Raw genomic sequence first — 13,998 nt, 5'->3', positions numbered from 1 at the left:
TTCTAAATAAGATCAATTTTGTAGTAAAGATTCTATAAAGTAGATCCGGGATTATTTATGTCATCAATCTCCCTTCACGTAGCCACGATCCGGATAGCAGAAGTTAAAATTTTACAATTTCCCGAATGGTTGTATATTGTGTGAATTTCACCTTTAACAAATGGTACTTAAATCGCCGGTGAAATGAAAATTATAGCTTTTAAAACGAAGTTTCATTAGTTCTGCTTAGAGAAGCTAATTTAACAGCGTTAAATAAGTACCTCTATTTGCTCCAAATGCACACTATTCGAATAAGAACATACCTGCCCGGAATATTTCAAATTGTCTTATAGTAGTACATTCTGAAGAAAATTGTCCCTTGAAAAACTTGTTTTATCTACCCTCTCCCAGTTTGATCCGGATTACTTTTACCATAATTTTTTTTCTTGTGTTCCATGCGGTTTTCAGCCAGGAGCCCGCTGATCAGGTAATCGGTGAATGGATCAGCGAAGACCAGAACACGAGGCTGGAGATTTATAAGAGCGGTTCGGTATACAACGGCCGTTTCATCGCCGGCCAGAATCTGCTTGATGATGATGGAAAAGAGTTTCGGAAGGATGTGCAAAACCCGGATGAGAAGCTTCGTGGACGACCTTTGAATGAGGTAGAAGTTTTTTCAGGCTTCCTGTATGAAGATGGATTATGGGATAATGGAAAAATGTATGACAGCAAAACCGGCAGAACGTACAGCTGCTTTATGAAACTAAGGGATCAGACCCTTGAAATCCGGAGCTACGTCGGAATTCCTCTTTTTGGCAAGTCTACCTACTGGAAGAAAAATCCCTGACCCGGCGCATTTGCGTAGTTGCTTTCCCGCGGGTAAGTGCTCGGACGGCATTTACGGGATACAATTTTCATGATCTGCTGTTGTAAACCAGTAACAACAGCAGCAACATGATCACCAACATAAAATTAGGAATCCTAGACCAGTCCATCGTACGGAGCGGAAGCACGGTACGGGAGGCCATTGATGAAACCATCGCAACAGCCCAGCTGGCCGAAGAACTCGGGTACTCCCGTTTTTGGGTGTCTGAGCACCATAACTCCAACTTCCTGGCAGGCTCCACGCCCGAAGTATTGATGGTACGACTTGCGGGTGCCACCCGGCATATCCGCATCGGCTCAGGCGGGATCATGTTGCCCAATCACAGTGCATTGAAGGTAGCAGAGAATTTTCGTATGCTCGAAACCATGTTTCCGGGCCGGATCGACCTGGGTATGGGCCGTGCACCCGGAACAGACAGGGTTACCTCTTCCCTGCTCAACCCGTCCAATGATTTCAGCGAGGCAAGTTACCTGCGCCAGCTTGAACATCTCCGGATGTTTTTTACGGACACGGCGGCTACCGAGCGCGGCTTTATTTGGGCTACACCCATGTCCGAGACCATACCCCAGCAATGGATCCTGAGTTCCAGTGGCGGAAGTGCAGAAATTGCAGCCCGGTTCGGGATGGGCTTGGCCGTGGCGAAGTTCATCAATGGTTTTGTGCGTCCTGATGTTGTCGAGAGTTACAGGCGCAAGTTCCGGCCGTCGGAGCAGTACCCGGAGCCGCGTACCATCTTGTCTGTGTTCACATTGTGCGGTGAAACGGAGGAAAAAGCCGATGCCATGCGTAAGCTCATGGACTACATCCTGATCGAATTTGAAAAAGGCAAGTTTGGTCCCTTTCCTGATGCTGAGACTGTCCGCAAATACCAGTTTACGGCAGGTGAGCTTGAAAGGTTACGGTACAACTCGGGTCGCATTGTCTCTGGTACGCCTGAGTCCGTCAGAGAGCAGCTTACGGATCTTGCCAATGCATTTGAGACCGATGAGATCATCATTTCCACGATGGCCGATACGGTGGAGACCCGGATACGCTCGTTCGAGCTCATTTCCGAAGCTTTTAATTTGAGAGAACCGGTTCTTTAAAGTATTTTGCGGGCACAGCCATGCTCGCCCATGAACCGTTTTGACAGAATTACCGCAATCCTGATTCAGCTGCAATCACGCAAGATCGTGAAGGCACAGGACCTGGCCGATCGTTTCGAGATCAGTCTGAGGACGGTATACCGCGACATCAGTTCTCTGCTGGAAGCCGGCGTACCCATTGTGGGCGAAGCAGGCGTAGGATACTCTATCATGGACGGGTACCGCCTGCCGCCGGTCATGTTTTCCAAAGAAGAAGCCCGGACCTTCATTGCTGCCGAAAAGCTGATGCAGAAGTTTACCGATTTTTCTACCCAATCGCAGTACCAGTCGGCCATGTACAAGGTGAAAGCCGTGCTGCGCAGCTCGGAGAAATTGGTGGTGGAAAGCCTGGAAGACCATATTGAAGTGCGGCAGCTCACGACACCCTTCCATGCACCCAGGAGCAATACGTTTGATTTTTTACTTAAAAGTATATCCGAGAAAAAAATTGCCCGGATCCGCTACGCTGCGATGGGTGTCGAGGAAATAACTGAGCGCGTGATTGAGCCGGTGGGGATCTACCATGAAAATGCGTTCTGGTACACCATCGCATTCTGCCACCTGAGACAAAGTTACCGCAACTTCCGCTCGGACCGTATCCTGCACATCGAGGTGACGGACCAGCCTTTTGAACACCGGCACGCCCCTTTGAAGGAGTTTATGGATCGTTCACAGGACAACAAAAACCTGCGGCTCGTCAGGATTACAATCGACAAGCAAACCGCCCGCTATATCCAGAGCCAGCGCTACTTTTATGGCTTTGTTTCGGAAAAACTGATGGGCAATGTGCTTGAAATGACCTTTTTGTCTGACTCGCTGGATGCTTTTGGCAGGTGGTACCTGATGTTTGCGACGGAAGCCACCATCCTCGAACCCGACTCGCTCAAAGGTGTCGTCAGGCGGCTGATTACGGAGATCTCAGCCTCACTCTGAGCCTGCTCTGCCCTCTTCCTGCCTCCATAACCTGCACGATTTATTTGCAGAACAAAAGACTACCGATCCGGTATACTTTTCAAGTAAAGTCAATATTTTTGGCGAATATCCACTTTAAACAACGTACCGATGAAATTCGAGACCTTGCAGCTCCACGCCGGCCAGCAGCCGGACCCAGTTACCAACTCGCGGACCGTACCATTGTACCAGACAGCCTCCTACGTCTTCAACAATGCGGAACATGCAGCCAACCTTTTTGCATTGAAGGAGTTTGGTAACATTTACACCCGCATCATGAACCCGACCAATGATGTGTTTGAACAGCGCGTAGCGGCTCTCGAAGGCGGAATAGCTGCACTGGCGACCGGATCCGGGCACTCGGCCCAGTTCCTGGCGATCAACAACATTACCACGGTCGGCGACAATTTTGTGACTACCTCGTTCCTGTACGGCGGCTCGCACAACCAGTTTAAGAACTCGTTCAAAAATATCGGAGTCGAGGCACGTTTTGCCGACGGCGATGATGTAAGCAGCTTCGAGAAGCTGATCGATGATAAAACCAAGTTCTTGTATCTGGAAACCATCGGCAATCCCAGCTACAGTGTCCCGGATTTTGAGGCATTTGCGGCACTCGCCGGCAAATACGATCTGCCTTTGATCGTGGACAATACCTTCGGCGCGGCGGGAGCTATTTGCCAGCCTATCAAGTATGGGGCGCATGTGGTGGTGGAGTCAGCCACCAAATGGATCGGCGGGCATGGTACCTCGATTGGCGGCGTGATCGTGGATGCGGGTACGTACAACTGGGGCAACGGCAAGTTCTCGCAGTTTACCGAGCCATCGCCCAGCTATCACGGACTTGTCATGAATGACGTATTTGGTATCGGAGGTCCGTTTGGCAACATCCAGTTTATCATCCGTGCGCGTGTTGAGGGATTGCGTGACTGGGGGCCGTCGCTGTCACCATTCAACTCGTTTCTGTTCCTGCAGGGGCTGGAAACACTCTCCCTGCGCATTGAACGCATTGGCGAAAACGCCCTTGCGCTGGCGCGCTGGCTGCAAAACCATCCAAACGTAGAGAGCGTGAACTACATTGGTCTGGAAGGGAACAAGTATCACGAACTTGCCAGAAAGTACCTCACCAGGGGTTTCGGAGGTGTGCTTTCGGTAACGCTTAAAGGTGATAAGGAGCTTGCCACCAGGTTTGTTGACAAGCTGAAACTGATCAGCAACGTAGCCAACGTAGGCGACGCCAAAACCCTGATCATCCATCCTGCATCCACCACCCACTCCCAGCTATCCGACCAGGAACAAACCGCCGCCGGTGTCCACCCCACCCAGCTCCGCATCTCCGTAGGCATCGAGCATATCGACGATATTATCGGGGATATTGAGCAGGCTCTGGGGGAAGTTGGAGGAATGACTGAGTGATTGAATGAATGAATGATTGAATGATTGAATGATTGAATGATTGAATGATTGAATGAATTTTGAGTTAGTGAGTTAGTGAGTGAGTGAGTGAATTGGGTTGGTAGGTAATTGGGTTGGTAGGTAATTGGGTTGTGAGTGGGTGAGTATTGAAGTTAGAATGTTTGAATTGTAAGCGATTGAACTTGAAATGTGGAAAGTAGGACGTGCACTACATTGTCGCCGAAGGAGTAAGTTGCTACTTACCTCTTGCGAAGTACCCACCTCTGTCACCCTGAGCGCATCTTTGTCATCCTGAGCGGAGTCGAAGGGGTTTCCAACCAAGTAGTGGCGGCCTGTCAGCAGGTGCACCCCACCTTTGTCACCCTGAGCGCAGTCGAAGGGCACCCAGCCAAGCAGTGGCAACTTGTCAGCAGGTACGCCCACCTCTGTCACCCTGAGCGCAGTTGAAGGGCACCCAACCAAGTAGTGGCGGCTTGTCAGCAGGTACGCCCACCTCTGTCACCCTGAGCGGAGTCGAAGGGCGATGCGGCCGCCAAAAAGCCCTTCGACTCCGCTCAGGGTGACAAAGGTGAGGTTAAAACTCACTCACTCACTCACTCACTCACTCACCCTCCCCCTCCACCTCCACCTTGCCTTCAAGCGCGAACATAAATGCGTACTGCAGCGCTACTTCTTTCAGGTATTCAAACCGGCCGGAGGCGCCGCCGTGACCGGCTTCCATGTTGGTTTTGAGAAGGAGCACGTTTTTGTCGGTTTTGTGGGTGCGAAGCCTGGCAACCCATTTTGCCGGTTCGAAGTACTGAACCTGGCTATCGTGCAGACCGGTGGTCACCAGCATATTCGGGTAGGCTTTCTTAGTTACATTATCATAAGGAGAGTACGACTTCATATAATCGTAATATTCCTTCTTTTTCGGATTGCCCCATTCGTCAAACTCGTTTGTCGTCAGGGGAATGCTCTCGTCGAGCATGGTGGTTACCACATCCACAAAAGGCACGTCGGCAATCACGCCGTGCCAGAGGTCGGGCCGCAGATTGGTGATGGCACCCATCAGCAGGCCGCCCGCACTGCCGCCTTCCGCATACAGGTGGGCCGGTGATGTATATTTTTTATCGATCAGGTACTCCGCGCAATCAATAAAATCATTGAAGGTGTTCTTCTTCCTGAGCAGCTTACCGTCTTCATACCATTGTCTACCCATTTCCTGACCGCCACGAATATGTGCGATCGCGAAGATGAAACCGCGGTCGAGCAGGCTCAGGCGCGAGCTGCTGAAACTCGCATCCATGCTGTGGCCATAGGATCCGTAGGCGTACAGCAGTAAAGGCGTTGCTGCCGATTTTTCTGTTGTTTTTTTGTAAACCAAAGAAACAGGTACCTCCACCCCATCCCGGGATCTGGCGTAAAGCCGCTCGGTGACATATGCTTCCGGATCATAGCCGCCGACTACCTCCTGCCGTTTTTTCAGCTCCTTTTTCTTCGTTTCCATGTCATAATCATACACCGAGCTGGGTGTTGTGAGCGAGGTATAAACATATCGCAGGTTTTTGCTGTCGTACTCGGGATTGGATGAGATGTAAGCCGCATAAGCCGGTTCGCCAAAATCAACGTAATGCTCAGCCTGGGTGCGGATATTACGAATGCGCAGCTGGATCAAACCGTTTTTACGCTCTGTAATTACCAGGTGATCCTTGAACACGTCGATACCTTCCAGCAGCACATCCTTTCGGTTCGGGATGATTTCCTTCCAGTGGGCTACCTCGGTCTGACTTTCGGGTGTTTCCATCAGGCGGAAGTTGAGGGCGTCCTTGTTGGTCACGACCAGAAATTTACCATCCTGATGTTCGATCTCATACAATACATCCTTTAATCTGGGTTGAAAAACCTGGAATGTACCCTCCGGATCATTGGCATCCAGGATGCGGCTTTCGGACGACATGGTTGCCGACGAGCCGATCACAATGTACTTCTCAGACTTGGTTTTGCCGACGCCGATGTAGTTGCTCTTGTCCTTCTCATGGTACACGACCACATCGGACTTTGCGTCCGTGCCTAGCTTATGCCGCTTGATCTTCTCGCTCAGGAGCGTTTTGGAATTGGTGGAAGTATAAAAAAGTGTCCGGTTATCATTGGCCCACTCGGAATCCCCGCTGGTCGGGAAAATCTTGTCGGGATAAACTTCACCGGTTTCCAGATTTTTGACATAAATGGTATACTGCCGCCGCGAAACCGTATCCACGCCATAGGCGAGCAGTTTACTGTCCGGGCTTACATTGAAACCACTGGCTGAAAAGTAGGAATGCCCCTCGGCCATTTGGTCCACATCCAAAAGCACTTCTTCCGGTGCTTTCAGCGAGCCCTTTTTCCGGCAGTATTTGAAATATTGCTGGCCTTCCTCGCTCCGGGTATAGTACCAGTATCCATTGTAATACACAGGTACAGATTCATCTTTTTCCTTGATCCGTGCCTTCATTTCATGGTAAAGGTCTTCCTGCAATTTCTTTGTGCCGGAGAGCATAGTATTCGTGTAGGCATTTTCTGCGGTAAGGTACTCCACGACCTTATTGCTGTCGGGTCCCTGGCTGAAAAAATCAGCCATCCAGTAGTACTCGTCATTTCGCTTGTCACCGTGCATGCCGGTCTCATGGTCCTTTTTTTCTGCTACGGGCGGAACTGCACCCGGCCATTGATATGCTTCTTTCACTTCTTTTTTGGGGTTACAAGAAAAAACGATAACAGTCAGAATCAGCAAAATAATTCTCATAGGTGCAAATGGTATTCAGGAGTTTGACAAAAAACAGGATTATACATATCAGATGGTAATTACATTGACTATGTATTGAAAGTTTAAAGCATTTAAAAAGAGTAGTATTATTAAAAATAATTATATGTATTATACTTTTGAAACAAACTGAAAGGTAACATGTAGCTCTTGCAGGTGTATAAAACTACAAAAATCCGTCTCTAAACCATTTCCCTGTTCTCACTTGCTTATATTTGAGTTTCTTAAATTGATTTTTGCAAATGGACAAACCGGTTCACAAACTCTTTCTGCTCGATGCGATGGCGCTGATTTACCGGGCGCATTTTGCTTTTATAAAAACCCCCAGAATTACTTCAAAAGGCTTGAACACGAGTGCCGTGTTCGGGTTTGCCAATACCTTGCTGGAAGTACTGCAAAAAGAAAAACCCACGCACATCGGTGTGGCATTTGATACTTCGGCACCTACTTTCCGGCATATCCAGTTTGAAGCGTATAAGGCTCAGCGGCAGGAGCAACCCGAGGATATTACCGTAGCAGTTCCACTGGTAAAGCGGCTGCTCGACGCCATGTGCATTCCCACACTCGTGATGGATGGTTACGAGGCCGACGATATAATCGGTACCATCGCCAAAGAAGCCGGGCAGGCCGGATTCGAGGTTTTCATGATGACACCGGATAAGGATTACGGCCAACTGGTGGAGCAGCACATCCATATTTATAAGCCTGCGTTCATGGGCAAAGGTCCCGAGGTACTCGGCGTACAGCAGATCCTCGACCGCTGGCAGATCCGCCGCATTGACCAGGTGATTGACATACTCGGACTGATGGGCGATGCCGTGGACAACATTCCCGGCATCCCGGGCGTGGGCGAAAAGACTGCGCAAAAGCTTATCCAGGAATATGACTCCATTGAAAACCTGATCACCCACGTTGACGAAATCAAGGGAAAGCTGGGCGAGAAGATCCGTGAGAACATCGACATGGCTGTAATGAGCAAGCAGCTCGCAACCATTGACACCCGGGTGCCCGTCGTGTTTGATGCCGAAGACCTGACGGTTTGTGCAGGAAATGCAGACAAAATCGTGGCACTCTTTGATGAGCTCGAATTCAAGACGCTCAAACAGCGCGTGCTGGGTATTGGCGCGCCTGCTCCGGCAGCCAAAGTCAGCATCCCCGGCGCTTCCGGTCCGGCAGCCCAAGGCCAGCTCGACCTTTTTGGGAACCCCACTCAGGAAGTCGGAAAGCAGCCGGCAATCGTGAGCGAAGGCATTGCGGACGATGATGCGCCGGAACAGGCTTTTGAAGACCTCCGCCTGCCGACAACCCGCCGCACGATTGACAATACATTTCACCGGTATCATACCGTGGACACGCCTGAACTGATGAAAAGCCTGGCTTACTACCTCAGCATTCAGGATGCGTTTTGCTTTGATACCGAAACAACCTCGCTGGACACCATTGACGCGGAACTTGTGGGGCTGTCATTTTCCTACCTGCCCGGCGAAGCCTTCTACGTGCCGGTACCGGCCAACCGGGATCAGGCATTGGAGATCCTCGCCAACTTCCGCGAGGTTTTCGAAAATGAGCGGATCGAAAAAATCGGTCAGAACCTGAAATATGATATTCTGGTACTGCGCAACTACGACATTGAGGTGCATGGCACGCTAAGTGATACCATGCTGGCACATTACCTGCTTGAACCTGACAAACGCCACGGTATGGATATCCTGGCCGGATCGTACCTGAACTACGAGCCCGTTTCCATTACTTCCCTGATCGGCAAAAAAGGTGTGAAGCAGGGTACCATGCGCGATGTGCGTATTCCGGAAATTACCCAGTATGCAGGGGAAGATGCCGACATTACCTTGCAGCTCAACACCATATTTTCGCGCGAGCTGCCCAAAGTAAAAGCCTCAAAGCTTTTCAGGGAGGTGGAAATGCCGCTCCTGAAAGTACTTGCGGCGATGGAAAGTACCGGTGTACGGCTGGACATTGATGCATTGCGGGACATGTCGGCGGTACTTGAAAACGATCTCCGGCAGGCGGAATCAGAGATCTACGAGGCCGCAGGTCAGTCTTTCAACATCAGCTCACCCAAGCAGCTTGGGGAAGTGCTTTTTGAAAAGATGAAGCTTATTGATAAACCCAAAAAGACCAAAACGGGCCAATATGCAACCGGGGAAGACATTCTGTCGGACCTGGAAAACAACCATGTAATTGCGCGGAGAATACTTGATTACCGAGAGCTGCAAAAGTTGAAATCGACATACGTGGACGCCCTTCCGCTGCTGGTCAGCAGGCGTACGGGCCGCATTCACACGTCCTATAACCAGGCTGTGGCCGCCACGGGCCGTCTCAGCTCTACCAACCCCAATCTGCAGAATATCCCGATCCGTACGCCGCGGGGCCGGGAAATCCGCAAGGCATTTGTGCCCGACAATGATGATTTTCAGATTCTCTCGGCCGACTACTCACAAATTGAGCTGCGGATCATGGCGGCATTCAGTGGCGATACAAGTATGATCGAAGCCTTCAACCAGGGCCGCGACATCCATGCGACTACGGCCAGCAAGGTCTTTCAGGTAGCTTTGGATGAAGTGACTTCCGATATGCGGCGAAAATCCAAAATGGTGAACTTCGGGATTATTTACGGGATTTCGGCTTTCGGCCTGGCCCAAAGGCTGGCGATCCCGCGCGGGGAAGCCGCTGAAATCATCAGGGCATACTTCGAGGAATTCTCATCGGTGAAAGGTTATATGGACAAAGTCATCAACGATGCGCGTGAAAAGGAATATGTGGAAACCATCCTGGGCCGCCGCCGCTACCTTCCCGACATCAACTCCCGCAACATGACGAACCGCGGTTATGCCGAGCGCAACGCCATCAATGCCCCGATCCAGGGCTCTGCGGCAGATATGATCAAGGTAGCGATGATCAATATCCACGACTTTATGAAAGCTGAAAAACTGAAATCGAGAATGATCCTGCAGGTGCATGACGAACTCGTTTTTGACGCGCACCGGGACGAAATCCCGCTGCTCAAATCGAAGGTGGACGAGCTGATGCGCACTGCCATTCCGCTGCCGGTAAAGATGGAAACCGGTATCGGGATTGGTGCCAACTGGCTTGAAGCACATTGAGCCGCATCAGTATCTGTTACATGGCCCGGAGCACCTAGTGTCCGGGCTTTTTTCGTTTATTACAGTTAATAATTTGTTTACATATACTTCACATTTCGCCGCTCATAAATCCTGAATTTTACCAGCTAAAAACGCTGCCACATAGCCTGCCTGATTGTGGATACCAAATTTGCGCATTCTTTCAGCAAGTTTGATCTGAAAAAAGAATCTACCGCCCTATGCAACTTCTTCACAATAAAAGTTCATGAAAACAATAAACATGCGACATAATACCCGTGAGAATTAGTATTTTGGTCAATCTTGTTCCGCATGCTGTCATGTAATGGTATTTTGCTTTCAAAGTTCACTGAGGCTTAACCAGGCTAAGCCTTGATCCAGGTTGTTTTTCCTTTACTCATCTAAATACAACTCAATCTATGCTTAACAAAATTCTACCTGACCAGGTAATCCGGCGACTGGGTACCACCCTTTCTGTCACGGTGTTCGTATCGCTCCTGATGCATGCGCTGGCTGCCCCGCTGCCGCACCCCAGAGCCGACAAAACCATTACCGGAACCGTGACCGACGAAAATGCACTGGGCCTGCCTGGTGTCAGCATTGTGGTGAAAGGTACAACCAGCGGCACCATCACCGACTCGGAGGGTAAATACACCTTTACGATACCCGACAATGGCGCCACACTGATCTTTTCCTATGTTGGCTACCTCTCGCAGGAAATTACGACAGGCAATGCATCCGTGTACGACGTGATGCTGAAACCCGATGCGCGCAACCTCAATGAAGTAGTTGTAACTGCGCTGGGTATCAGGCAGGAATCCAAGCGGCTGGGGTATGCGGTACAGGAGCTCAAAGGCAGCGACATGGACAAGGCACGGGAAACCAACTTCGTGAGCGGACTCGCGGGCAAGGTGGCGGGCGTGCAGGTAATGAGCAGCCCGAGCGGCGTAGGTGGCTCGGCGCGGATTACCATTCGCGGAGATAAGTCTCTGGACATCAATAAAAACCAGCCCCTCTTTGTTATCGACGGCGTACCGATTACCAATGCGCTGACAGGGTCCAGCGGCCGGAGCTTTCAGGAGCTCGATTACGGAAACGGTGCCAGCATGATCAACCCGGATGACATTGAGTCGATGACGGTGCTGAAAGGTGCCAATGCATCTGCGCTTTATGGCTCGCGGGGAGCCAATGGCGTGATCGTGATCACCACTAAGTCAGGGAAAAACAGTAAGGGTATCGGCGTGTCTGTGAATGCGGGTGTTACCTTCGAAAATCCGCTGATTCTCCCCGATTTTCAAAAAGTGTACGGGCAGGGGAATAATGGTGAGTTCAGCTTTGTGGACGGTAACGGCGGCGGTACGCGCGACGGTGTGGACGAAAGCTGGGGACCCAAAATGGACGGCCGGCTGATTGCCCAGCATAATTCGCCCACTTCAAATGGCTACCGGGGAGGTGATATATCGCTGATCAATGACGGTGCGCTGGGTACTGCTGCCGACCTCGCGGCCCGGGGCACGATCACGCCCACACCCTTTGTTCCAGGCAACAATCTGAAAGAGTTTTACAACACGGGCATCACCAGCAATACCAACTTTTCGGTTACGGGCTCCAATGAAAAAGGTGATTTCAGGCTGGCTTATACCCTGCTCGACCAGAAAGGCATTATCCCGAATACGGACATCAAGCGCAACACATTTGCGCTCAATGCCGGCTACAAGCTGGCCCCCAAGCTGAGCGTGCATGTTTCGGGAAATTATGTAAATACCAGCAGTGCCAACCGTCCGAATCTTACCTACGGCACGGAAAGCATTATCTACCTGCTGCATTGCTGGATGGGACAGCACGTGGACCTGAACAGCCTTAAAGATTACTGGATACCCGGTATGGAAAACAGGCAGCAGTTTAACTTCAACTACAACTACCACGACAACCCGTACTTTAACCTGTACGAAAACACAAACAGCCAGAAGGCCAACCGTATTTTCGGGAATATTTCGTTGAAATACGACTTTGCCGACTGGCTCAGCCTGCAACTCCGCGCGGGTACTGACTTTAACAATGAGCTTCGCAAAAGGAGGCGTGCATTCAGTACACAGCGGTTTCCATTTGGCAGCTACCGCGAAGAGCGGGTGCGCAACGGAGAGTCCAACTTCGATTTTCTGCTGAGTGCCAACAAGGAGTTCAGTGAAAACTTTTCATTTGGTGCAAACATTGGCGCCAACCGCCAGATAGCAAACACCAATAATCTGGAAGTTACTGCTCCTCAGCTGCTTATACCCGGCATTTACAGCTTCAACAATACCCGGGTGGCACTTGTAAGCTCCATTGACGACATCAACAAGGTGATCAACAGCGTGTACGGATCAGTGCAGCTCGGCTACAAAAACTGGCTTTTCCTTGACGTGACAGCCCGCAATGACTGGTCTACCGCACTGACACTCCCCGCCATGGCTGATTCGCTGGGGCAGACGATCAATTCTTACTTTTATCCCTCGGCTTCGCTCAGTGCGGTCGTCAGTGATGTGGTGACGCTGCCTTCCTGGTTTTCGTATGCCAAATTACGCACCAGCCTTGCGCAGGTAGGTAACGATACCGATCCCTACCGCTTTACAGCCGGCTACGGACGAGATAATCCCTGGGGCGACTATCCGATCTATACGTCTACGCCATCGCTCGTGAATTATAATCTCAAACCCGAGATCAGTACTTCTTTTGAGGTGGGTACGGAACTTCGTTTCCTGAAAAGCCGCGCAGGCCTGGACTTCACTTTTTACAACATCAACACGCGTAACCAGATCCTTCCGTCGGTTCCGGTATCAGTTACTTCCGGGTACAGCAACCGGATCGTGAATGCCGGGGAGATCCGTAACTACGGGTTTGAGGTAATGCTGAGCGGGACACCGGTGCAGACACAGAATTTCCGTTGGGACATCTATGTAAACTGGTCTGCCAACCGCAGTAAGGTGATCGAATTTGACGGGGAAGTCAATGATTATCAGATGGCCGAGCGCCACGGCGTTTCCATCCGCGCCCAGGTTGGACAGCGCATGGGCGATATGTACGCGATCGGGTTCAAAAGAGTGGAAGACAAAGACAGCCCCTACTACGGACAGAAAGTTTTGAGTGAGTCGGGGCGCTTCCTGAGTACGAGCAACCTCATTAAGGTTGGTAACTACAATCCCGACTGGATGGCCGGTATCCGTAATACATTTACATACAAGAACTTCAATCTGAGTGGCTTACTGGACATCCGGCATGGCGGGCAGATATTCTCGGAAACATTTGTAGTGGGCCTCGAAGCCGGCCAGCTTGAAGAAACCCTCGAAGGACGGGCTGATGGCTACGATATCAACCAGCCGGGCAATGGCGTTGTGGGTCAGGGTGTGATCCAAAATGCAGATGGTACTTATCGCGTCAATGATGTGAAGCTGACTGCCCGGGAGTACCACCAGTCACGTACAGGCAACCGCGACATTCCCGAAGGCGGTATTTTCAATGCATCCTATGCCAAGCTGCGTGAGGTACGGTTCGGCTACACATTCCCTTCCAGATTGCTGAACAAAGCCAAAATCAAAGGTCTGACCCTCTCCGTGGTAGGCCGCAACCTGGCTGTTTGGAGCAAAGTGCCGCATATCGACCCGGAAACGTCATCCCTGAGCGGCGGCACAATCATTCCCGGCATTGAGTCGGTAGGTATGCCTACCACGCGCAGCTGGGGCGTCAACCTCGGTTTCAATTTCTAAA

7 protein-coding genes are annotated in these 13,998 nt (G+C 50.8%); 6 read left to right on the top strand and 1 reads right to left on the bottom strand.

The window, feature by feature from the left end; genetic code table 11:
• Positions 1 to 427: 427 nt before the first annotated feature.
• From HWI92_RS05565 to HWI92_RS05550, 4 genes are all read left to right on the top strand, one after another.
• The gene (locus tag HWI92_RS05565) at positions 428 to 826 is read left to right on the top strand and encodes a DUF2147 domain-containing protein (protein ID WP_204661444.1); all 399 of its coding nucleotides are present in this window, start codon (positions 428 to 430) and stop codon (positions 824 to 826) included.
• Positions 827 to 933: 107 nt separating this feature from the next.
• Entirely contained in the window at positions 934 to 1,950 is a 1,017-nt protein-coding gene (locus HWI92_RS05560; protein ID WP_229248943.1) for an LLM class flavin-dependent oxidoreductase, read from the top strand.
• Positions 1,951 to 1,980: 30 nt separating this feature from the next.
• Positions 1,981 to 2,922 (top strand): helix-turn-helix transcriptional regulator, encoded by a 942-nt coding sequence (locus HWI92_RS05555; protein ID WP_204661442.1) that lies wholly within the window; start codon positions 1,981 to 1,983, stop codon positions 2,920 to 2,922.
• Positions 2,923 to 3,051: 129 nt separating this feature from the next.
• A complete protein-coding gene (locus HWI92_RS05550; RefSeq protein ID WP_204661440.1) occupies positions 3,052 to 4,353 on the top strand; it encodes an O-acetylhomoserine aminocarboxypropyltransferase/cysteine synthase family protein in 1,302 nt (433 codons plus the stop codon).
• A gap of 601 nt (positions 4,354 to 4,954) precedes the next feature.
• Here the strand turns inward: HWI92_RS05550 and HWI92_RS05545 are convergent.
• The gene (locus HWI92_RS05545; RefSeq protein WP_204661438.1) at positions 4,955 to 7,117 is read right to left on the bottom strand and encodes a S9 family peptidase; all 2,163 of its coding nucleotides are present in this window, start codon (positions 7,115 to 7,117) and stop codon (positions 4,955 to 4,957) included.
• A gap of 260 nt (positions 7,118 to 7,377) precedes the next feature.
• Here HWI92_RS05545 and polA point away from each other — a divergent pair, with 260 nt between their 5' ends.
• Entirely contained in the window at positions 7,378 to 10,257 is a 2,880-nt protein-coding gene (gene polA, locus HWI92_RS05540; RefSeq protein ID WP_204661436.1) for a DNA polymerase I, read from the top strand.
• 416 nt (positions 10,258 to 10,673) lie between these two features.
• Entirely contained in the window at positions 10,674 to 13,997 is a 3,324-nt protein-coding gene (locus HWI92_RS05535) for a SusC/RagA family TonB-linked outer membrane protein (RefSeq protein WP_204661434.1), read from the top strand.
• Position 13,998 lies beyond the last annotated feature (1 nt).

This window comes from Dyadobacter sandarakinus (assembly GCF_016894445.1).
Lineage (GTDB): Bacteria > Bacteroidota > Bacteroidia > Cytophagales > Spirosomataceae > Dyadobacter > Dyadobacter sandarakinus.
This window is presented reverse-complemented; position numbering and strand designations above follow the sequence as displayed.